This is a genomic window from Ruegeria sp. CJ3 (assembly GCF_056536725.1).
Genome location: NZ_JBQFQE010000007.1, coordinates 38,330 through 60,826, shown reverse-complemented (window position 1 = coordinate 60,826; position 22,497 = coordinate 38,330). Strand labels below are relative to the sequence as shown.

Below are 22,497 nucleotides of genomic sequence, written 5' to 3'. Positions count from 1 at the left end.
CGGCATAACCCAAGGAGGACCCGATGAAAGATCTGGAAAAAGGCATCACCAAGAACGGTGTCGGCTACAAGGAAACGACGTGGAACATTCTGGGGCAGGTCTATTACCCCAAGGCGGTTTGTGAGACGACATTTGCCTTCGAGACCAACTCGAACCCCGGCGATTTTGTGCCCGTCCACATCCACCCTACGCAGGACGAGTTCATCCTTGTGCAAGAGGGCGAGCTGGACCTGAAACTGGATGGCGTCTGGACCAAGGCCTATGCCGGTGATCTGGTGCGGATGCCGCGCGGCATCCCGCATGGCTATTTCAACAAATCCGACAAACCGGCGCGCGCGCTGTTCTGGGTCTCGCCCATGGGCAAGCTGAAGGACCTGTTCGAGGAATTGCACGAGTTGACCGATGTCGAGCAGGTGGTGAAAATCTCGGCCGACCACGAAGTCGATTTTCTGCCGCCCGAAGCAAACGAATAAGACGGCATCCGGCGGCGTCCCTGCCGCCGGGGCTTTCCAAGGCTCACATTTACTTCAAGCTTAAAATTTTAGACTTGAAGTAAATGTTGGCCCGACCTAGGCTTTCAACATACGTTATTCTGATCAGGAGGGCACAATGCGCGTCGCTTGTCTGGGAGGGGGCCCCGCGGGGCTTTACTTTGCCATATCGCTGAAGCTGCGCCAGCCCGATGCCGAAGTTGTGGTAATCGAGCGGAACAAGCCCGACGACACATTCGGCTGGGGCGTGGTCCTGTCTGATGAAACGTTGGACAATCTGGCCGCAAACGACCCGGTCAGCGCCGCGGCCATCCGCGATCACTTCGCCTATTGGGACGACATCGCGGTGCATTACCGAAGCGAAAAGATCGTCTCGACCGGGCATGGCTTTTGCGGCATCGGGCGCAAACAACTGCTGCTGCTATTGCAAGCCCGCGCGCGGGAGTTGGGCGTTGATTTGCAGTTCGAAACCGAAGCCGCCAGCGCCACGGACTATGCAAAGGAATACGACATCGTCGTTGCCTCGGACGGGCTGAACTCAAAAACACGCACGGAACTGGCGGCGCATTTCAAACCCGATATCGACATGCGCGCCTGCAAATTCGTCTGGCTCGGCACGCATCAGAAATTCGACGACGCCTTCACCTTTATCTTCAAGGAAACCGACAAGGGCTGGCTGTGGGTCCACGCCTATCAGTTCGACGATGACACGGCGACCTTCATCGTCGAGACCGATCAGGCCACATGGGATGCTTACGGCTTTGGCGACATGAGCCAGCAGGAAAGCATCGCCGTCTGCGAAGAGATCTTTGCCGAGTATCTGGACGGTCACAGCCTGATGACCAATGCCAACCATATCAGAGGCTCGGCCTGGCTGAGTTTCCCCCGCGTTCTGTGCGAGAACTGGAGCCATGAGAACATCGTGCTGATGGGCGACGCCTCGGCCTCGGCGCATTTCTCGATCGGTTCGGGCAGCAAACTGGCGCTGGAGAGCGCGATCGCGCTGGCGGAATATGTTGACACCATGCCCCTGCCCGACGCGCTGACCCGGTATCAGGAGGATCGGCGGCTGGAAGTGCTGCGCCTGCAATCAGCCGCCCGTAACTCTCTGGAATGGTTCGAGGATGTGGGGCGGTATTTGAACCTTGATCCGGTGCAGTTCAACTATTCGCTGCTGACCCGCTCGCAGCGGATCAGCCATGAAAACCTGCGCCTGCGTGATCCCGAATGGTTGGAAGGGGCCGAACGCTGGTTTCAGACTCGCGCAGGTGGACCCGAGACACCGGTACGCGCACCCATGTTCGCGCCCTACCGGTTGCGGGGGATGGATCTGACCAACCGTGTCGTCGTCTCACCCATGGCCCAATACAAGGCTGTCCACGGCTGTCCCACCGACTGGCATTTCGTCCACTATGCCGAGCGCGCCAAGGGCGGTGCCGGGTTGGTCTATACCGAGATGACCTGTGTTTCACCCGAAGGCCGCATCACGCCGGGCTGCCCCGGCCTCTACGCGCCCGAGCATGAAGCCGCCTGGGCACGGCTGACCGACTTCGTCCATTCCGAGACGTCGGCCAAGATCTGCTGCCAGATCGGCCATTCCGGGCGCAAGGGCTCGACCCAGCTGGGGTGGGAGGAGATGGACGCGCCGCTGACGCACAACAACTGGGATCTGGTCTCGGCCTCAGCGATCCCATGGTCGGACCGCAACGCCACCCCGCGCGAGCTGACGCGGGCCGAGATGGATGCGATCCGCGATCAGTTCACGTCTGCCGCGCAGATGGCCGACCGCGCTGGGTTCGACATGATCGAACTGCACGCTGCGCACGGGTATCTAATCTCGTCCTTTATCTCTCCGCTGTCGAATATCCGAACTGACGAGTATGGCGGCAGCCTCGAAAACCGCCTGCGCTATCCGCTTGAGGTGTTCCGCGCCATGCGGGCCGTCTGGCCGGATGACAAACCCATCTCGGTGCGCATCTCGGCCAATGATTGGACCGGTGACGATGGCGTGACACCCGAAGAGGCGGTTCTGATCGCGCAGGCGTTTTCCGAGGCCGGGGTGGATATCATCGACGTGTCCGCAGGTCAGACCTCGACCCGGGCCAAACCGGTCTATGGCCGCATGTTCCAGACGCCGTTCTCGGACCGTATCCGCAACGAGGCCGGTCTTGCCACCATGGCGGTTGGCAACATCTATGAGCCAGATCATGTGAATTCGATCCTGATGGCCGGGCGGGCCGATCTGGTCTGCCTTGCCCGTCCGCATCTGGCCGATCCCTACTGGACGCTGCACGCCGGAACGCAGATCGGGGACCGCCACGCGGATTGGCCCCAGCCCTATGAGGCAGGCCGCGATCAACTGTGGCGCAATGCTGACCGCGAGGCCGAGGCCATTCGCGCATGACCCTGCAAGCCAAGCATATCGTAATCAGCGGCGGCGGCAGCGGGGTCGGGGCCGAACTGGCGCAGGCCTTCGCGGATGCAGGCGGCAAGGTCACCATACTGGGACGCAGGCTCGGCGCGCTGCAAGAGGTCGCGGATGCAACCGGTGCCCTACCCCTGCGCTGCGATGTGACGGATGGCGAGGCGGTCCGCGCCGCGATCGACAAGGCCCGCGCCATTCACGGTCCTGTTTCCGTAGCCGTTGCCAATGCGGGGGCCGCGCCCTCGGCCCCGTTCCACAAGATTTCGGCGCAAGAGTTCGACGCGACGCTGGCAGTCAATCTGGGCGGCGTGTTCCACCTGTGGCAGGCCTGTCTGACGGATATGAAGGCGGCAGGTTGGGGGCGGTTGATTGCTGTGGCTTCAACGGCTGGCCTCAAAGGATATGGCTATGTCAGCCATTATTGCGCGGCCAAGCACGGGGTCGTGGGCCTGACGCGGGCCTTGGCGCATGAGCTTGGCCGCTCGGGCGTCACCGCCAATGCGATCTGTCCCGGGTTTATCGACACGCCGCTGCTGCAGCGCTCGCTGGACGCGATTACCGAGAAAACCGGCATGTCCAACGATGACGCGGCTAAAACCCTTCTGCGGGGTAATCCGCAAGGCCGCTTTGTCACCACGCAAGAGGTTGCAGGGGCGGCGCTGTGGCTCTGCTCTGACGCGGCAGCATCCATGAACGGGCACGCCATGGCCCTGTCGGGAGGTGAGATTTGACGAACGCGCCCGCATCAAAAGAACGCCTGCGGCTGTGGCTGCGCCTGATCAAGACCCAGCGCCGGATCGAGGCTGAGCTGCGCGAGCGCCTGCGCATCAGTTTCAACACCACCCTGCCCCGGTTTGACGTGATGTCGGCGCTGTATCGCAATCAGGACGGGTTGAAGATGTCGGAGCTGTCGCGGATGCTGATGGTGTCGAACGGTAATGTCACCGGGATCGTCGACCGGCTGTGCGATGACGGGTTAATGCAGCGCGAAACCGTACCGGGGGATCGGCGGGCCAACCGGGTGCGCCTGACCGCGGCCGGAGTGGATGAGTTTCTGAAACAGGCGGCGGCGCATGAAAGCTGGGTCAGTGAGTTGCTGGGCGGCCTGGATGCGCAGACCAGCGCACAGATCGGGCTGCTGCTGAACGGCGCGCTGCCTGATGCCGGGGAAGGGGTACAAGATGACTGAGACACCAAAGCATTTTCTGCTGAGTTGCGAGAACCGGATCGCCACGATCTGTCTGGACCGCCCCGACCGCAAGAACCCGCTGACTTTCGACAGCTATGCCGAGCTGCGCGACTGGTTCCGCACCCTGCCCTATCGCGACGATGTGGACGTGGTGGTTTTTGGCTCGAACGGTGGCAATTTCTGCTCCGGCGGCGATGTGCATGACATCATCGGCCCGTTGACCCGGATGAGCATGAAGGAATTGCTGGCCTTTACCCGCATGACCGGCGATCTGGTCAAAGCCATCGTAAATTGCGGCAAGCCGGTGATTGCGGCCATCGACGGCGTCTGCGTCGGCGCGGGCGCGATCATCGCCATGTGTTCCGATCTGCGCATCGCAACGCCCGAGGCCAAGACCGCTTTTCTGTTCACCCGCGTCGGGCTGGCAGGTTGCGACATGGGGGCCTGTGCGATCCTGCCCCGGATCATCGGACAGGGCCGCGCGGCAGAACTGCTCTATACCGGGCGGTCGATGTCGGCCGAAGAAGGCGCGGCCTGGGGGTTCTTCAACCGTGTTGTGCCTGCACCTGATCTGGCCGGGGCCGCGCAGGATATGGCGGCGCGCATCGCTGCCGGGCCGAATTTCGCCCATATGATGACGAAGACCATGCTGGCGCAGGAATGGTCCATGTCCATCGAACAGGCTATCGAGGCCGAGGCGCAGGCGCAGGCGATCTGTATGCAGACCGGCGATTTCAAACGCGCCTATGACGCGTTCGTCGCAAAGGAAAAACCGGTGTTCGAGGGCGATTGATGGCAGATCAAAGCTTCCTCAGCTGGCCGTTCTTCGACGACCACCACCGCGCCCACGCTGCAGCGCTGAACCGCTGGGCCGACGACGCGCTGGCGCAGATCGACCACAGCGACACAGATGCCGCCTGCCGCGCGCTGGTTAGCGCGCTGGGGCAGGATGGCTGGTTGCAGCCCACCGCCGCCATCGGGGATGAGGGGCTGGATGTGCGGACGCTGTGCCTCAGCCGCGAGATACTGGCGCGCCATGACGGGTTGGCGGATTTCGCCTTTGCGATGCAGGGGCTGGGGACTGGGGCGATCTCGCTGTTTGGCTCGGCCCGGCAGCAACAGGAATGGCTGCCCCTGACGCGCAGCGGGCAGGCGATCTCGGCCTTTGCCCTGACTGAGCCGCAATCGGGTTCAGATGTCGCCAACTCGACCATGACCGCCACCGAGGATGGCGACGCCTACGTGCTGAATGGCGAGAAGACGTGGATTTCGAATGGCGGCATTGCGGATGTCTACACCCTCTTTGCCCGCAGCGGCGAGGCCCCCGGCGCGCGCGGGCTCAGCGCGTTTTTAGTCACACCCGATATGCCGGGGTTCGAAGTGGTGGAACGGCTACACACCATCGCCCCGCACCCGCTGGCAACCCTGCGCTTTACTGATATGCGCGTGCCGAAATCGGCGATGATCGGCGCGCCCGGTCAGGGGTTTCGCATCGCCATGTCGGTGCTGGACGTGTTCCGCTCCACCGTCGCGGCGGCGGCGCTTGGCTTTGCCCGCCGCGCGCTGGACGAGGCGCTCGCGCGCGTGACCACGCGGCACATACAGAACGCGCCGCTGTTCGATCTGCAGATGGTGCAAGGCCATGTGGCCGACATGGCGCTGGATGTCGACGCCAGCGCTCTGCTGATCTATCGCGCGGCCTGGACCAAGGACAGCGGCGCGCCCCGCGTCACGCGCGAGGCGGCGATGGCCAAGCTGTTTTCAACCGATCAAGCACAGAAGGTGATCGACCGGGCGGTGCAACTGCATGGGGGCGACGGTGTCCGCACCGGCAGCAAGGTTGAGGTACTGTACCGCGATATCAGAGCCTTGCGTATCTACGAAGGGGCCTCGGACGTGCAGCGGGTTGTGATCGCGCGGCAGACGCTCGGGCAATATCAGGGAGGAGACTGATGGCGCAGTATACCGGACATATCGACACGTTCGCGCGGGAGAATCTGCCAGCCCCCGAGGCGCAACCTGATTTCCTGCTGGACGGGTTCGACTATCCCGCCAAGCTGAACGCCGCCGTCGAGCTGACGGACCGGATGGTCGAGCGTGGCTTTGGCGATCACACCGCGCTGATCGGCAACGGGCGGCAGCGCACCTATAAAGAGCTCAGCGACTGGACCAACCGGCTGGCCCATGTGCTGGTCGAGGATTTGGGCGTGAAACCCGGCAATCGGGTGCTGATCCGGTCGGCCAACAACCCGGCCATGGTGGCCTGCTGGCTGGCGGCAACCAAGGCTGGCGCGGTGGTGGTCAACACCATGCCCATGCTGCGCGCCGGAGAGCTGACCCAGATCGTCGACAAGGCCCAGATCACCCATGCGCTGTGCGACACGCGGCTGATGGATGAGCTGACGAAATGCGCCAAGTCCTCGGAGCATCTGAAATCGGTGGTGGGCTTTGACGGCACCTCGAACCACGACGCCGAACTGGACCGTCTGGCGCTGGAAAAACCGGTGCGCTTCGACGCGGTTGAAACGGCGCAGGACGACGTGGCCCTGCTGGGCTTTACCTCGGGCACGACGGGCGATCCCAAGGCCACCATGCACTATCACCGAGATCTGCTGATCATCGCCGATGGTTACGCGAAAGAGGTGCTGGATGTCACGCCCGAGGATGTGTTTGTGGGCTCTCCGCCGCTGGCCTTTACTTTTGGGCTGGGCGGGCTGGCAATCTTTCCGCTGCGCTTCGGCGCGGCGGCAACCTTGCTGGAAACCGCAACGCCGCCCAACATGATCGACATCATCGAAAAATACAAAGCCACCGTCTGCTTCACCGCCCCCACCGCCTATCGTGTGATGATGCGCGCGATGGAGGACGGGGCCGACCTGTCCAGCCTGCGCGCGGCGGTCTCGGCTGGTGAGACTCTGCCCGCGCCGGTTTACGAGGAATGGATCGAAAAGACCGGCAAACCGATGCTGGACGGAATCGGCGCAACCGAGATGCTGCATATCTTCGTGTCGAACCGGTTCGACGACCACAAGCCGGCCTGCACCGGCAAACCCGTTACCGGGTACCAGGTGCGCATTCTGGACGAAACAGGTGCGGAATGCCCGCCGGGACAGCCCGGACGCATGGCCGTGCGCGGCCCAACCGGATGTCGGTATCTGAATGATGATCGGCAGGCGGGCTATGTGCAAAATGGTTGGAACATCACCGGCGATACCTTTGTGCGCGATGACGAAGGGTACCTGCATTTCGCCGCGCGCAATGACGATATGATCGTCTCGTCCGGCTATAACATTGCCGGACCCGAGGTCGAGGCCGCGCTGCTGTCGCACCCCGCAGTCGCCGAATGTGGGGTGATCGGAGCACCCGACGACATGCGCGGCTCAATTGTCGAGGCGCATGTGGTCCTGTCCCAGGGGCATCAGGCCTGCGATGCGCTGGCCCAACAGCTTCAGGATCACGTCAAGGCGGTGATTGCGCCCTACAAATACCCGCGCTCGATCGTGTTCATCGACCAATTGCCCAAGACCGCGACGGGCAAGATTCAGCGCTTTCGCCTGCGCCCGGCGGGTTGAGGCGAAACGGATGTTCACTTGCCAACAGAAGGTCTTGTTCAAGCATTGCGACCCCGCCGGGATCGTCTTTTACCCGCGCTATTTCGAGATGATGAACGATTGTGTCGAGGCGTTCTTTGCCCATATCGGCCACCCGTTCGAACAGATTCACGGTTCTGGCGCGGTTCCCACCGTGAATATCGAGGCGCGCTTTCCCCGGCCCAGCAGGCATGGCGATCACCTGATCCTGAATCTGCAGGTGCTGCGGATCGGGACGTCGAGCCTGAAGCTGACCATCGACGCCCGCTGCGCGGATGAGCCACGCATGAGCTTTATCGCCACGCTGGTTCACATCGACGATCAGGGCAAACCTGCCCCCTGGCCCGCCGCGATGCGCGCCGCCCTGACCCCCCATCTGAAAGACGAGGACTAAATGGCCCATACTGAGATTTTTCCCGACGGCTGGGCTCCGGCCAAAGGCTATGCCAATGGCGTTCTAACCCGCGACGGGCAGTTGTTTGTCGGCGGCCAGATCGGCTGGAACGCGCAGCAGGTGTTCGAGACCTATGATTTCATCGGCCAGATGGAACAGGCCCTGCGCAACATCGTGGCCGTGGTCGAAAAGGCTGGTGGTCAGATCGAAGATATCACCCGCCTGACGTGGTACGTCACCGACAAGCGTGAATATCTGGCCCGCCAGCGCGAAGTCGGGCAGGCCTATCGCCGGGTTCTGGGACGGCATTTCCCGGCGATGACCATGGTTGTTGTCGCCGGTCTGATCGAAGACGAGGCCCTAATCGAGATCGAAGCCACCGCGATTTTGACGGCATAGGCCGCGCGGCCGTCGCGGAACGAATTGCTCTGTTCGGGTCAGAAATCAACCTCGACAGCAACCCCCTGCTCTAGCGCGATATCCACCACCGCCGAGGCGACCGCAAGGTCCTGAAGGCCGACGCCGGTGCCATCGAACAGGGTGATTTCGTCGTCGGAACGGCGGCCCGGATGGTCACCGTTGATGACCGCGCCGATCTGAGTGACATCACCTTCAGCGATCAGACCGGCGGCAATCGCGTGCTGGCATTCGCCGATGCTGATCGACTGGGCGACCTCATCGGTGAACACCGTGGCACGGGTGACCAGATCGGTACCGATCTCCTGCTTGCCTTTGGTGTCGGTGCCCATGCACGCCACGTGGGTACCCGCCGAGACGTGGTCCCCCATCAGCGTCGGCGCAAACGACGAGGTGATGGTGACGATCACATCGGCCTCGATCATGCCCTCAAGGTCGACCGCCTCGAAGGGCAGCCCGGCCTCTTGCGCCACTTTTTCGATATTGGGCAGCATCTCGGGATGCATGTTCCAGCCGATGACCTTGTCGAAATCGCGCTGCTCAAGTGCTGCGCGCAGTTGGAACGTGGCCTGATGGCCCGCACCGACCATGCCGATCACCTTTGCATCAGCCCGCGCCAGCCGGTTGATCGACACCGATGAGGCCGCCGCCGTGCGCAGCGCCGTCAGAAGGTTGCCGCCGACGATGGCCCGGACCCGGCCCGTATCGGGGTCGAACAGAAACACGGTCGACTGGTGGTTGATGATGCCCTGCGTCTCAAGGTTGTTCGGCCAGTATCCCCCGGCCTTCAGGCCAAGGGTCATACCGGCCCGGTCAAAGCCGCCCTTGAACCCATACAGCGCGTCGGCGTGGCCGATGGCCTCGCGCACCACCGGAAAGTTGTAGGCATTGCCCGACGCCATGGCCGCAAACACCTTCTCAACGGCATCATAACTTTCGGGCCGCCCCAGCAGCGCGCCGATTTCCTTTTCCGGAACGATGATCATGAACGTATCTTTCTTGAGGGAAAATAGTGGGTATCCGGATCAGTACGCCTTGCCACGGGCCGAGACCGGCCACAGCGCTTCGACCTTGCCGTTTCGCACACCCACATACCAGTCATGCACGTTGGCGGTGGGGTCGCAATGGCCGGGCACCAGCCGCAGCTTATCGCCCACTTTAAGCACGTCGTCCGGGTCTGAAATCACCCCATGCTCGTCCGAGCATTTAACGTATTCCACATCGTCGCGCCCATAGATGACCGGCAGGCCGCTATCGACCGATTGCGCCTTGAGACCGGCATCGCAGATGGCCTTGTCCGCTTTGGCGTGGCTCATCACTTGCGTCAGGATGAAGAATGCGTTCTCCCACTCGCCCTGATCGATCCGCTTGCCGTTCTGGTCCAAAATGCGCCCGTAATCGGCATCCATGAACGCGTAGGAACCACACTGGAGCTCATTGTAAACGCCCGAGTTTGATTCAAAGTAATAGGACCCCGTGCCCCCGCCCGAGACCAGCTCGCATTCGATCCCTTCGGCCTTGAGGCCATCAACCGCGTCCCTGACCATCCCGATGGCAACGTCCAGCTTGTCCTTGCGATCCTCATAGCTGTCCATGTGTTGCATCGCGCCCTGATAAGCCTGAATGCCGGTGAATTTCAGGTTTGGTGCGGCCTCGACGGCCCTGGCGATTTCGACCACTGCAGGGGTAGTGGTCACACCGCAGCGGCCCGCGCCGCAATCGATTTCCACAAACACTTCCAGCTCGGTGCCATGTTTCACCGCCGCCGCCGACAGGTCGGCCACGTTATCAGGATCATCGACGCAGACGATGGTGCGCGCGCCCAGCTTGGGCAGGCGGGCCAGACGGTCGATCTTGGCCGGATCGCGCACCTGATTGGATACCAGCACGTCCTTGATGCCGCCGCGGGCAAAGACCTCGGCCTCGGACACTTTCTGGCAGCACACGCCGACCGCGCCGCCCAGTTCCTCTTGCAGCTTGGCCACATCGACCGATTTGTGCATCTTGCCATGCACCCGGTGGCGCATCCCATGCGCCTTGGCATAATCACCCATCTTCTTGATGTTACGTTCCAGCGCGTCCAGATCCAGCACCAGACAGGGCGTCTGAATCTCGGCCTCGTCCATGCCAAGCGCGGCGGGGATGTCAAAGCCGACCTCAAGCTCGTCGATATTCAGGGGTTTGTTCATTGTCTTGTCTCCTTACGCCTGCATCCAGGGAAGTTTATCCAGATCCACGTTGCCGCCGGTGATGACAACGCCCACCCGCTTGCCTTTGAACGCAGCAGGGTTCTTGAGAATGGTTGCCAGCGGCACCGCTGACGAGGGCTCCATCACCACACGCAGATATTTCCATGTGATCTTCATCGCTTCGATGATCTCGGGGTCCGAGGCGGTGAAGATATCGGTCACGTTGCTTGAAACGAAATGCCACGTCAGATCCTTGAGCGGCACCAGCAGACCATCAGCGATGGTCTTGGGCGCGTCATCGGCAATGATATGGCCCGCCTTGAAACTGCGATAGGCATCATCGGCCTGTTCGGGTTCGGCAGCGTAGATCTGCGTCTCGGGGGCCAGATTGGACAGGGTCAGGCAGGTGCCAGACACCATGCCACCGCCGCCGATGGGCGCAACCACCGCATCCAGACCCCCGGTCTGTTCCAACAACTCGGCCGAGCAGGTCGCCTGCCCCGCGATCACACGCGGGTCGTTATAGGGATGGACGAAATCGCCCCCGGTTTCGGCCTGCACCCGGGCAAAGGTCTCCTCCCGCGATGAGGTCGAGGGTTCGCACTCCGTGATAATGCCACCATAGCGGCGCACCGTGTCCTTCTTGGCCTGCGGCGCGGTGCGCGGCATCACCACATTGCACGGAATTCCCCGGAGCATGGCGGCATAAGACAGGCAGGACGCGTGGTTGCCCGAGGAATGGGTCGCCACGCCTTTGGCCGCCTGCTCATCGCTCAGCCCGAAGACCGCGTTGGTGGCACCGCGCACCTTGAAGGCCCCGGGCTCTTGAAAATTCTCGCATTTGAAGAACAGATCGGCCCCGGTCAGTTCATTCAGATAGTCCGAACGCATCACCGGCGTGCGGCGGATATGGGGCTTGATCCGGTCCTGCGCCGCGCGCATGTCCTCAATGGTGGGTATGATCATCTCGGGCCTCATTCTGCCGCCAGTGCCGGGGCCGCGGTGGTCTGGCGGTAATGCTCCTGCGCGACGGCAACCCCCGATCCCAGACGGATGCCAAGGCCCAGATCGGCCATGCACATCTCGGCCGTGGCAATGCCGGACAATGCCATCACATCGGTCAGGCTGCCCAGATGGCCGATGCGGAACAGCTTGCCCGCAACCTCGCCCAGACCCACGCCGAAGGCCACATCATAGACATCCGCCGCATGGGTCACGATATCGGTGGCGTTGAACCCCGGCGGCGTCAGGATCGCCGACACCGTGTCCGACTGCACATCCGCCGTCTGCGCGCACAGTTGCAGCCCCCAGGCCTCGACCGCTTTGCGCACGCCCGAGGCAATGCGGTGATGGCGGGCAAAGACATTCTCAAGCCCCTCGTCCAGCAGCATCTGGCAGGCCATGTTCAGCCCGTTCATCAGACCCACTGGCGGGGTGTAAGGATAACCGCTGTTGGCATAGCTGTTGGCCATGTCGCGGATGTCGAAGAACGTCCGCGGCAGCTTGGCGGTTTCAACGGCGGCCAGTGCCTTGGCCGAAAAGCCGGTGATGGCCAGACCCGCAGGCAGCATGAACCCCTTTTGCGAGCCTGTGACAGCGATATCCACGCCCCATTCGTCAAAGCGGAAATCCATCGACGCAATCGAGCTGACCCCATCCACATAGAGCAACGCCGGATGCGCAGCCGCATCCATCGCCCGCCGCACCGCCGCAATGTCGCTGCACACGCCGGTGGCGGTTTCATTGTGGGTTGCCAGAACCACCTTGATCTCATGCGCGGTGTCTGCAGTCAGAATCTCTTCGTACCGATCCGCCGGGATGCCCTGCCCCCACGGGGTTTCGACGATCTGCACGTCCAACCCATGGCGCTGGCACAGATCGATCCAGCGATGGCTGAACATGCCGTTGCGCGCCATCAGCACCTTGTCGCCGGGGCTGAGCGTGTTGGAAATCGCAGTCTCCCAGCCGCCAGTGCCGCTGCAGGGGAAGATAAAGACCTCGGCGCTGGTGCTTTTCAGAACCTTGCGCACCCCTGCGCGCGCGGGGTGCAGAATGTCGGCAAATTCGGCCGAGCGATGATCCATCGTCGGCATGTCGACGGCGCGGCGCAGCACCTCGGGCATGTTGGTGGGGCCGGGGATGAATACGGGGTTCTGAAAACGCATGTTGGTGTCCTCATGGCGGTGACCTGCAAACCCTACGCAAGGGTTCCGAAAAAGAAAATTTTTTTGAAAACTGGTTCTTTTTCCGGAAATTCAGTAATTCTGCCATGTTTACAGTATCTTATATTTTTCACTATCCAGAAATGTTTTTCATTAGTAGAGTTTTTCAAAACGATCTTTTTGAATCAGAGGGGATCATGGGCCGCAAACCAAGGCGTCTGGGACGCCCCAAAAGCTTCAATGCACCCGCCGTAAAGACCACGATTCAGGCGTTGGATCGGGCAGTCGATGTGCTCGAGGCGCTGGCCGGCGCCGATGGGCTGACCTTGACCGAATTGGCACGGCAGCTGGATCAGTCTCCGGCGACGGTGTACCGGGTTCTGTCCACCCTCGAGGCGCGGGAATTTACCGAGCTCGACCCGCCGACGCAGTCCTGGCATATCGGGCCACTGGCCTTCCGGTTTGGTTCCGCCTTCCTGCGCCGCAGCGGCATCATCGAGCGCAGCCGCCCGGTGATGCGCAGCCTGATGCTGGACACCGGTGAGACCTCGAACCTCGGGATCGAACGCAAGGGCGAGGTGATGTTTGTCAGTCAGGTCGAAACCAACGAATCCATCCGGGCGTTCTTTCCGCCGGGCACCTCGTCTCCGATGCATGCCTCGGGCATCGGTAAGGCGCTGCTGAGCTGTTATACGCCCGATCAGATCAAGGCCTATATACGCGGGGCCGGTCTGCAGCCCTTTACCGACCGCACCATCGCCAGCGCCGAACAGCTTGAGTCCGAACTGATGACCATCCGCGCCCGAGGCTGGGCGCTGGATGACGAAGAACGAACCGAAGGAATGCGCTGCATCGCGGCTCCGATCCGCAATATGTATGGAGAGGCGGTGGCGGGCATCTCGATCTCGGGCCCAGCCAACCGGCTGCCCGACGACAAGGTCGATCAGGTCGGCGCCTCTGTCACCGAGGCCGCCCAGCAGATTTCCCACAGCATTGGCTTTTCGGGCTGACGGGATGGCGCATTCCGGGCCGCCGTTGAAAAGGTTGGTTTAGTTGCAGATTTCTGCTAAGTTTTTTGGGTAATTGGTAGGCTGCGAGATCAGCATGATTTATTTTGCAAAGCATTTCTTTTCACTAAGACGTATCGCCGGTTTGTCGGCACTCATCCTCTCTCAATTTTTGGTGGGCCCGGTTTCTGCGCAGACATTGTCGGCCCAAGCAGGTCGCGCGGCATCCGTAGACCCGATTGCGGCGGCGAATGATCTGTCGATGCAGAACGCCTATGGGCGGGCCCTGTTTCAGTTCCTGCGGTCTAATCCGGGGCATCTGAACGATCAGCAATTCTATGTAAATCTTGTCGCCTATCTGGTCTCGACCAAGCTGGACCACAATTGTCAGGACGCGTTCGCCAATGAATTCGAACGGCGGGATTTCTTTACCCGCTCGTTGCAGATGGCACCGCAACTGCAGCAGGTCATCGCGAGCAAGACGATCCCCGAACGCTTTGAGGTCAGCTATCAGATCATCACCGGCGAATATGACTTTACCACCGGCAGCCTGCCGTTCAGTCGCCTGAAAAGCGTTGGCGAACAGTTGGGCCATTCCATCAGCGCCAATCAGGCGCGGAACTGTGCGACACAGATGTTGCAAGGCGCACAGGTCGATACCAACAGCTTCCCGTGGAATTTCAGGGTGGTAAACGAAGCCGGGCAGAACGAAACCCCCGGCTTTCCCTTTGCCAATGCGTTGCAGGTAAATGCCGCCGACGCACGCACCCTGTTCGAACAGTTTGGCAGACAGCTTTATTCGATCGTCGGGTATCAGGTTCTGGCGGCCAACGATGGCACCCACCGGGTTCAGGTCGTTCCCACCGACGCGCAATTGTTCGGACTGTCCGACAACGCAGTGGTCCGGGTGCAGACCTTTGCCCATCCAACGCTCAGCCAGCCTACTTATCTGGATGTCGCCAATAATTTGGAGCTGATATCGGAACGTCTGGGGCTGGACAGTGCCGTGACGCTGGAACAGCAGGGCTTCCGCGCGGTTGCCATCGGCACCGCAAAGGGCCGCGGCACCGGCGTGACAGCCGGCAGCACCTACAAGGTAACCGGTTCGGCAGCAGTCGGTGCCACCAGTTTCATCATGCGCATCGCCGCGCCCCAGCTTGATCTTCAGGTGCCCGAACTGCGCCATGTCCCGGGCGCAAAGCGGTACCTCACGTTGTACGGTGAGGTTGATTTCAACAACGTCACGAACACATCCGCGCCTGTCATCGGACGCGCGGTGGTGCTGCAGGTCAATCCGGACGGGCAGCTGAGCGAAACGGCCGCCTACCCCGTTGGTGGCCAATTCACCATCTCGCAAGAACAAGCCGCCGCCCCGGCCGGAAACGACTGAGCGGCACCCCGACTGAGACAAACGGCAAGACCAGTTTACCAAGTGATCAGACGCCTCTGAGCGTTACGGCATCGCGCGAAAGGGCCGCCGGTTCGCAGTACCGACGGCCCTTCCTGCTCGACCGCAACGTTCACTCGATGAACGTGCGCGCCAAACGGTCCCGCAACGGCTGTGCCAGATAGCTGAGCGCAGTGCGTTCTCCGGTGTTGACGAACAGATCGGCGGGCATCCCGGGCACCAGTTCCAGCGCGGCGACCTGTTCAGGCTGCGCCTGATCCAGCTTGACCTGCGCCAGATAATAAGGCTCACCAGTGCGATCATCCTCAAGGCTGTCGGCCGAGATATCGGTGATCCTGCCGGTGGCCTCCGGCACCTCGCCCTGATCGAAGGCGGACAGGCGCACGCGGGTCGACTGACCGACATAGAGCTTTTCGATATCCGCCGTATTGACCTTGGCCTCGACAATCAGGGGCTGGTCGGCAGGAACGATGTCCAGAATGGGTTCACCCGGGCGCACCACGCCGCCTGCTGTAAAAACCGTCAGGCCAACGACACGACCGCTGACCGGCGCGGTCACGGCCACCCGCTTGCGGCGCTCGGAGGCGCCGACATATTGCGGCTCGAGCGTGGCCAACAGCGCCTCGACCTGCGCCAGCTCGCCCGACACTGCTTCGGCGCGCTGGGTTTCCTGACCGATACTGGCCAGTTTCAGTTCGCTGATCTGATTGCGGGCCTGCGCCTCTTGGGTCGTCAGTGAGGCATCGACACCGGTCAGGCGCTCAATCTCAACCCGGCGATTATTGACCCGGTTGGCGGCCACCAGCCCCTTGGCCTGCAGAGTTTCCAGATTACCAAGTTCCTCGCGCGTGATCTCCATCTGCCGCGCATTGGCCTGACGCTGCGCATCCAACCCCTGAATCTGGTCCTGCAGGTTCGCGATCTGCTGGTCCAGCAGGTTGCGTTCTGCCGCGCGGGTGCGGATTTCAGCGTCGAACAGCAGTTTCTGGGTCAGAAAGGCATCCTCCCATCCCTGACGGTCCATCCGAACGCGCATCATGTCGGCGACATCCCCGCGCCGGAACTGATCCTCGCCCCTGATCTGCGCCACCAGCCGCGCGCGGCGAACGGTCAGCTCTCCCAACTGGCTTTTGATCACATCCAGATTGACGTCCAGATCGGTGCTGTCGAGTTCAACCAGAACCTGCCCCGCCTCGACCAAATCGCCGTCCGTCACCAGAATGTCGCGTACGATGCCGCCGTCCAGATGCTCGACCGTTTTGCGGTTGCCTTCGACCACGAACGAGGCCGGGGCCACCACCGCCCCGTCCAGCTTGGACGACGCGGCCCAATAGGCCGTTCCACCGACGAACCCGGCCACGATCAGACAGCCCAGCAGGACAAAACCCTTGATGCCTGAACCGGCAACCTTCTGTTCGACCCGGTTATAGTCTTCCAGACGCAGGACGCTCTGATCGGGTGCGTTGTAAACTGCAGGTGTCATTGGGCTGCTCCTTTCTGAGCGGGCGGCTGCGCATCACGCGCCGCAATCTGAGAGTGTTTCTGCGGTGGCAGACCGGTCTGCCGGGGGCGCAGCATGTCTTCCTTGTTGCCAAAGCCGGTCTGCGCCCCTTTGCTGAGTGTCAGGACCTTGTTCACAGCCTCCAGCGTGCTGGGGCGGTGTGTCATGACAAAGGTGATCGCCCCACGCGCACTGGCGCCCCGGATCGCGTTGCGCAGCGCCAACTCGCCTTGCGCGTCGAGGTCCGAGTTCGGCTCGTCCAGCACCAGAATGAAGGGATCCTTGTACAGCGCACGGGCCAGAGCGATACGTTGACGCTGACCGCCGGACAGGTGAAACCCGTCGCCCAGCTGGGTGTCATAGCCATCGGGCAGGTTGCTGATCAGACCATGCACGTCTGCGGCTACAGCGGCCTCGAACACCTTGGCATCGTCGACCGAAGTCGAAAAACGGGCGATGTTTTCGCGGATGGTGCCGTCGAACAATTGTACATCCTGCGGCAGATATCCGATCATATGGCCCAGATCCTGCGGGTCCCATTTGGCCATGGGCGTGCCGTCAAGACGGATTGCGCCACGCTGCGGCGTCCAGATGCCGGCCAGCATCTTGGCCAGCGTGGTCTTGCCCGAGCCGCTATGACCAATGACGGCAACCACATCACCGGCAGACAGGGCAAACTCGATCCCTCCGATCGTTGCGTTGCGTGCCAGCGGCGGTCCGGCTTGCGTGATTACCGTATTGATCGAGAATTGCGGACGCGGCAGCGCCAGGCGTTTGGGCTGCACCGGGAAAGCCTCATCCAAAGCCCGCAGGTTCTTGTAGGACCCGCGCGCCGCCAGAAAGCCGCGCCACTGGCCGATCAGCTGATCAATCGGGGCCAGAGCGCGGGCCAGCACGATGGTGGCGGCGATCATCACCCCTGCGGTGGCCTGACCGGTGATGGCCAGCGCCGCGCCCAGACCCAGCATACCCGACTGCAGCGCCATGCGGATCGTCTTGGACAGAACCGAGAAACTGGCGATGCGGTCGGCCACGCGGGTTTTCAGCGTATGGGCATCCTGTTGCAGAGCTGTCCAGCGACGGGCGAGATCACCATTCATCCCCATCGCGTGGACAAGCTCTGCATTTTGCTCACTTGCGGTGAACAAAGCGTCGGACCTGCCGCGCGCGCGGGATGCGTCCTGCATCACCTCAGCCGAGCGCGAATTGTTGATCAGGGCCAGAATTGTAAGGGTCAGCGCTCCGGCAAGGCCAAGCGCGCCCAGATAGGGGTGCAGCATGTAAAGCACCGCCAGATAGATCGGAATCCACGGCGCGTCGAAAAACGCAATCAGCGTGGGACCCGAGATAAAATCACGCAAACCGGTGATGTCTGCGGCCGGATTGTCTGTGGCGTTCGATTTGCCCTGCAGGCGACGACGGATCGAGGCCCGCAGCAGCGGTGCGCCGATCTTCAGCTCGAACCGCGCGCCCAGCCGGTTCAGGATACGTACCCGCATCAGGTCCAGCAGGCCGGTGACGATGAACACGCCCCCCAGCAGCAGGGTCAGGGCGATCAGGGTATCCATGTTCTGGCTGGTCAGCACGCGGTCATAGACCTGCAGCATGTAAAGCGGACCGGCGAGCATGAGGAGGTTAAGAACAAGGCTGAAAAAGCCGATTGCGAAAAAGCCGCCTCGTAGCGAGGCCCAGGCTGTTTTGACGGATGATTTTTTCTGAAACATGACGGTGATCTCTTTTCAGGGTGAAAGGGTGGCGACCTGTGCCGCCACCCCGTTGGTCTGTTGATCAGGCGACGAAGTCGTCGTCTGTCAGGTCGTTGGCGTTGACGCCTTCCAGCCGGACCGAGTTGTCCGAGGAGAAGGACAGAACCACGTCGCCGCCATCCTGGCTGACATTCAGCGGACCTTCGAAGTCGCCAAAGTCCAACTGGTCAAAGCCTGCCTGGAAGTCCTGAATGACGTCATTGCCGAAGTCGCCCTCGAAGACAAAGGTGTCGTTGCCTGCGCCACCGATCAGGATGTCATCGCCACCCTCACCGTTCAGCACATCGTCACCCGCCTGACCGTTCAGGGTGTTGGACCCCGAGTTGCCGGACAGGATGTCATTGCCGCCATTCGGGCTGCCTGCGTTGTTCGAGCCGTTGATGTTCTCGAAACCGAAGACCTGATCCAGCGTGGCACCATCCGGCGCGTTGACCTGTGCAACACCGTTGCCGTCCTCATCGAGGTCCAGCACAACACCCGGCCCTGCGGTGAACAGCGCAGTGTCGATACCTTCGCCACCGATGATGATGTCTGCACCACCGAACGAGTGGATCGCATCGTTTCCGGCACCGCCGTCGAGGATGTTGAACTCGTTATTGCCAAGCAGCAGATCATTACCGCTGGTGCCGATGACATTCTCGAAGTCATCGATTTCAGCAACGATCACACCGTTCTGGATGATGGCACCGTCCTGCGGACCCTCATCCCCATTGCCAGCCGGGTTCGGAGCCGGACCGCTGAGGTCCAGATCAACGGTGACACCGTTGAAGCCCGACACGTCGATGGTGTCGCTGTCGTCCGAGCCCACAACCCGCTCAATCGAGCTGAGGATGTCGGTTTCGATCTGGTTGTCGATGACGTCCAGGCCCGACACACCGGTGTTGGTCGCTGGGTCGATCTCGGCACCGGCATCCACCAGCGTATCGCGAACGATCGGACCATTGTTGCCACGCGGCGCGTTGTGCAGGTGGATCGCCGAGGCAACGCCTGGGACCGGTGTCTGCAGGTCAGCTTCGTTCAGGCCAACAACAGACAGGGTCGACGAATAGCTCACCTCGCCCGTGTGCAGGTTCTGCGTGATCACCAGCGTGCCGGTTCCGGTCGCGTCGCTGTCGGAGGTCGGTCCCGGCTCCTGTGCTGCGTCCAGACCGCCCGAAAGTTCGATGGTCCGAATGCCGTTCACCGTCTGGTCGGACACAAGGTTGTCCAACTGCCCGCGAATTTCCCCACCGGGGAAGTCCGAGGTATGCACGTTGAAGTACAGGTTCCCGGCCAGAGCTTCGGCCACGAAGGTTGCGCCATTGTCGACTGCCGTATCCTGAAGCGAGGCACCCGCCTCATCATTCGGGATCAGCACGTCTTCGGTCACAACGGTGAACCCGGTGTCGCGCACCGCCGTACCGTTGCCATTGGCATCCAGGCTGACTTTGACCGACACGTCCAGATCCGAGAAATCGGCTGTGTCGAACCCTTCACCCCCTTCGATGAAGTCATTCCCAAGGCCACCGACGATCACGTTGTCACCGTCGCCAGTGATCAGAACGTCATCCCCTGCTCCGCCGTTGACGACACCGTTGATCTGACCGAGGTCTACAACGATGTCGTCTCCGGCACCCAGCAACACGTTACCATTTACTACACCTTCGTCATCGTTAACGAATGTCACTGAGCCTGCCTCGGTCGCGTCAATGGCGTTGACCTGACCCGAGATTTCACCTTCGTTGATGATGGCACCCAGAAGTTCGAGCCCACCATCGATGCGGATACCCGCTGCTGCGTCGCTGTCTTCCGACCCTGCGATCACACCGCTGTTCTGCACCAGCCCGGCAAAGCTTGCGTCTTCAACATTGCTGAACAGACGCAGACCGTCGCCAACCTGATTGCCTTCGGTCGCATCGCCGCGACCCTGGAAGGTGCCTTCGTTGAAGATCGCAGCCGAAACCACGTCTCCGTCCACATCACCGGTTTGCAGCGATACGGCCGAGCCGTTGTTGCCAAAGCCCGCATCCACGAGACCGGTGTTGGTGAAGGTATAGTTATCGGCGGTGCCATCGGCATAAACTGTGCCGTTGCGCTGATCGCCGGTGCCCAGAATGTCGCCTTCGTTGCGCACATCCAGACCAAGGCCGTCAATGTTCAGCGCGCGGCTGTCCGAGGTCACGGTGCCCGTGTTCAGGAACGACCCGCCCGAGTGATCACCCGTGCCGAAGTAAACACCGTTCTGCACACCTGCGATCAGGCCCGAGTTGGTCAGCGTGCCCTTGAAGTTCACGTTGTTGACCACGCGCACACCGGCGACGGTGCCGTTAGCGCCTTCCGACAGGATGGTTCCGGTGTTGGTAATCGTCGCGTCAGTCGTGCCCGAGTTACCGGCATTGCCGACCCGCACACCATCACCGGCCAGACCAACATTGGCAGCGGCATTGCCACGACCGATGATGATGCCGTCATTTTCCAGCGTGAAGGTGTTTGCACCGTCCTCGGCTCCGCCGATTTCAGCACCAACACCCGAACCTTGATTGCCTTCGCCCGCATCGATCAGACCATTGGCCAGGTTGCGGACCGAGAAGTCATCCGCCGTGCCATCGGCATAAACCGTGCCGTTGCGCTGATCATCGGTGCCCAGAATGGTGCCGCCGTTGGTCAGGTCGACACCGGTCCCGTCGATGTTCACCGCGCGGCTGCCCGACTGGATGGTGCCAAAGTTCAGCACGTCCAGATCATGCTCGGCCTCACCGATATACAGACCATTGCGCACCCCTTCGATCACACCGGTCGAGGTGTTCAGGATACGGCCCTCAGCCGCTGCGCCATCGGCGATGCGGATACCGCCCGCTGTGCCCTGATCGCTTTCGGATGAGATCAACCCGCTGTTGACGATATCGGTTTCAGAGATTGTACCCTCGGCCCCGTTGTTGATGCGGATACCATCGCCTGCGCCGGGTGTGTTCGATGCTTCCTGACCCCGACCCTGAATGGTAGCGCCAAAGCCGTTGAACAGGGTGTTAGACACCCGATCACCAACCTCATCGCCCACCTGCAACGAGATACCGGCACCGTTGTTGCCCGCACCCGCGTCGATGGTGCCACCCGAGAAGTTCGAGATGCTGACATCTTCGGCGGTCGAGTTGGTGTAGATCGTGCCATTGCGCTGATCGCCGGTGCCGATGATGTCACCAAAGTTGCGAACGCTGACACCTTCGCCCTGAATATCGACCGCGCGGCTGTCCGAGGAAATCACGCCGCCCCGGAAGTTATCCAGAGTACCAGAGCTGCCTGCGCCCGCAAACTGAACGCCGTTAAACTCTCCCGCGATCTCGCCAAAGTTGCGGATATCGGCGCTGCCGGTGACCTGAATGCCGGTGGCCAGCGCGTCAGGGCCCGAGTTCGCCTCGATGCTGCCCGAGCGGAAGTTGAACACCTGCGCGTTTTCACCTTCGACCGAAACGGCCGCAACGGCGTTGTTGGTGGTGATCTGACCAAAGTTCAGAAGACGCGCGAAATCATTGTCCAGAACAAAAGCCGGCGTATTGTCGACCACTGTGTTCTGGAAGAAGCCGTTGGACAGTGTCTGCCCGTCACGAACGGTTTCCTGGGCCAGTGACGAGGTCGTCAGCAATCTGGCGCGCAGGGATGCGAGAAAATCGGAAAGCATTGGAATCTCCGTGCTTGAGTTAAAACCAGGCGGAGATCCAACCGGGGGGCCGTCTGTCCGCTGTCTCAACAAGGGCGCTTCCGATGATGTTTTTGAAATTTTTCCTTTGAATAGGGCGCATAACCAACGCGAATACTCACGCAGATCGTGAGGCGATAGTGGTGGAAAATACCTCTAAATCAATGCCTTACCGGCATCGCCCGACCTGCTCGATCCTATTCACTGACACCGTTTCACAAAAAAGTAGGCTCTGGTTATGCAAGTTTGCGGCATTGCAGCAGACAAAAACCAGCCGATTGGGCG

General features: G+C 61.4%; 18 protein-coding genes. 11 read left to right on the top strand and 7 right to left on the bottom strand.

Annotated features, from left to right (window positions below; genetic code table 11):
- Positions 1-23 precede the first annotated feature (23 nt).
- The 9 genes from ACR0J1_RS13710 (at position 24) to ACR0J1_RS13670 (ending at position 8,488) form a co-directional block, all read left to right on the top strand.
- Positions 24-473: a cupin domain-containing protein gene (locus ACR0J1_RS13710; RefSeq protein WP_480733475.1), complete on the top strand. Its 450-nt coding sequence runs from the start codon at positions 24-26 to the stop codon at positions 471-473.
- Between the two features lie 136 nt (positions 474-609).
- Positions 610-2,895 carry a bifunctional salicylyl-CoA 5-hydroxylase/oxidoreductase gene (locus ACR0J1_RS13705; RefSeq protein ID WP_480733476.1) on the top strand — a complete coding sequence of 762 codons (2,286 nt, stop codon included), beginning with the start codon at positions 610-612 and terminating at the stop codon, positions 2,893-2,895.
- Positions 2,892-3,647: an SDR family NAD(P)-dependent oxidoreductase gene (locus ACR0J1_RS13700; protein WP_480733477.1), complete on the top strand. Its 756-nt coding sequence runs from the start codon at positions 2,892-2,894 to the stop codon at positions 3,645-3,647. The genes ACR0J1_RS13705 and ACR0J1_RS13700 overlap by 4 nt, the downstream gene beginning before the upstream one ends.
- Positions 3,644-4,105, top strand: coding sequence for a MarR family winged helix-turn-helix transcriptional regulator (locus ACR0J1_RS13695; RefSeq protein ID WP_480733478.1), 462 nt, complete (start codon positions 3,644-3,646; stop codon positions 4,103-4,105). The genes ACR0J1_RS13700 and ACR0J1_RS13695 overlap by 4 nt, the downstream gene beginning before the upstream one ends.
- A complete protein-coding gene (locus tag ACR0J1_RS13690; RefSeq protein ID WP_480733479.1) occupies positions 4,098-4,898 on the top strand; it encodes an enoyl-CoA hydratase family protein in 801 nt (266 codons plus the stop codon). Before ACR0J1_RS13695 ends, ACR0J1_RS13690 begins: the two co-directional genes overlap by 8 nt.
- The gene (locus ACR0J1_RS13685) at positions 4,898-6,058 is read left to right on the top strand and encodes an acyl-CoA dehydrogenase family protein (protein WP_480733480.1); all 1,161 of its coding nucleotides are present in this window, start codon (positions 4,898-4,900) and stop codon (positions 6,056-6,058) included. Before ACR0J1_RS13690 ends, ACR0J1_RS13685 begins: the two co-directional genes overlap by 1 nt.
- A complete protein-coding gene (locus ACR0J1_RS13680) occupies positions 6,058-7,677 on the top strand; it encodes a benzoate-CoA ligase family protein (RefSeq protein WP_480733481.1) in 1,620 nt (539 codons plus the stop codon). Before ACR0J1_RS13685 ends, ACR0J1_RS13680 begins: the two co-directional genes overlap by 1 nt.
- Positions 7,678-7,687: 10 nt before the next feature.
- Entirely contained in the window at positions 7,688-8,089 is a 402-nt protein-coding gene (locus ACR0J1_RS13675; RefSeq protein ID WP_480733482.1) for an acyl-CoA thioesterase, read from the top strand.
- Positions 8,090-8,488 carry a RidA family protein gene (locus ACR0J1_RS13670; RefSeq protein WP_480733483.1) on the top strand — a complete coding sequence of 133 codons (399 nt, stop codon included), beginning with the start codon at positions 8,090-8,092 and terminating at the stop codon, positions 8,486-8,488.
- A gap of 38 nt (positions 8,489-8,526) precedes the next feature.
- Here ACR0J1_RS13670 and bhcD read toward each other — a convergent pair whose 3' ends face one another.
- The 4 genes from bhcD to bhcA are packed head-to-tail and all read right to left on the bottom strand — an operon-like array spanning position 8,527 to position 12,860.
- On the bottom strand, positions 8,527-9,492 hold the full coding sequence (bhcD, locus tag ACR0J1_RS13665; protein ID WP_480733484.1) for an iminosuccinate reductase BhcD: 966 nt from the start codon (positions 9,490-9,492) through the stop codon (positions 8,527-8,529).
- A gap of 39 nt (positions 9,493-9,531) precedes the next feature.
- Entirely contained in the window at positions 9,532-10,695 is a 1,164-nt protein-coding gene (gene bhcC, locus ACR0J1_RS13660) for a 3-hydroxy-D-aspartate aldolase BhcC (protein ID WP_480733485.1), read from the bottom strand.
- A gap of 12 nt (positions 10,696-10,707) precedes the next feature.
- The gene (gene bhcB / locus ACR0J1_RS13655; RefSeq protein ID WP_480733486.1) at positions 10,708-11,661 is read right to left on the bottom strand and encodes a beta-hydroxyaspartate dehydratase BhcB; all 954 of its coding nucleotides are present in this window, start codon (positions 11,659-11,661) and stop codon (positions 10,708-10,710) included.
- Between the two features lie 8 nt (positions 11,662-11,669).
- Complete coding sequence (bhcA, locus tag ACR0J1_RS13650) at positions 11,670-12,860, bottom strand: L-aspartate--glyoxylate aminotransferase BhcA (protein ID WP_480733487.1); 1,191 nt, start codon at positions 12,858-12,860, stop codon at positions 11,670-11,672.
- 194 nt (positions 12,861-13,054) lie between these two features.
- Between bhcA and bhcR the strand changes: the two genes are divergently transcribed.
- On the top strand, positions 13,055-13,867 hold the full coding sequence (gene bhcR / locus ACR0J1_RS13645) for an HTH-type transcriptional regulator BhcR (RefSeq protein WP_480733488.1): 813 nt from the start codon (positions 13,055-13,057) through the stop codon (positions 13,865-13,867).
- A 196-nt stretch (positions 13,868-14,063) separates the two neighbouring features.
- Positions 14,064-15,254, top strand: coding sequence for a hypothetical protein (locus ACR0J1_RS13640; protein WP_480734535.1), 1,191 nt, complete (start codon positions 14,064-14,066; stop codon positions 15,252-15,254).
- A 130-nt stretch (positions 15,255-15,384) separates the two neighbouring features.
- Here the strand turns inward: ACR0J1_RS13640 and ACR0J1_RS13635 are convergent, their stop codons facing one another.
- The 3 genes from ACR0J1_RS13635 to ACR0J1_RS13625 form a co-directional block, all read right to left on the bottom strand.
- A complete protein-coding gene (locus ACR0J1_RS13635; RefSeq protein WP_480733490.1) occupies positions 15,385-16,755 on the bottom strand; it encodes an HlyD family type I secretion periplasmic adaptor subunit in 1,371 nt (456 codons plus the stop codon).
- Positions 16,752-18,497, bottom strand: a complete 1,746-nt coding sequence (locus ACR0J1_RS13630) for a type I secretion system permease/ATPase (protein WP_480733492.1) — start codon at positions 18,495-18,497, stop codon at positions 16,752-16,754. The genes ACR0J1_RS13635 and ACR0J1_RS13630 overlap by 4 nt, the downstream gene beginning before the upstream one ends.
- A gap of 64 nt (positions 18,498-18,561) precedes the next feature.
- Complete coding sequence (locus ACR0J1_RS13625) at positions 18,562-22,194, bottom strand: CHRD domain-containing protein (protein WP_480733493.1); 3,633 nt, start codon at positions 22,192-22,194, stop codon at positions 18,562-18,564.
- Positions 22,195-22,497 lie beyond the last annotated feature (303 nt).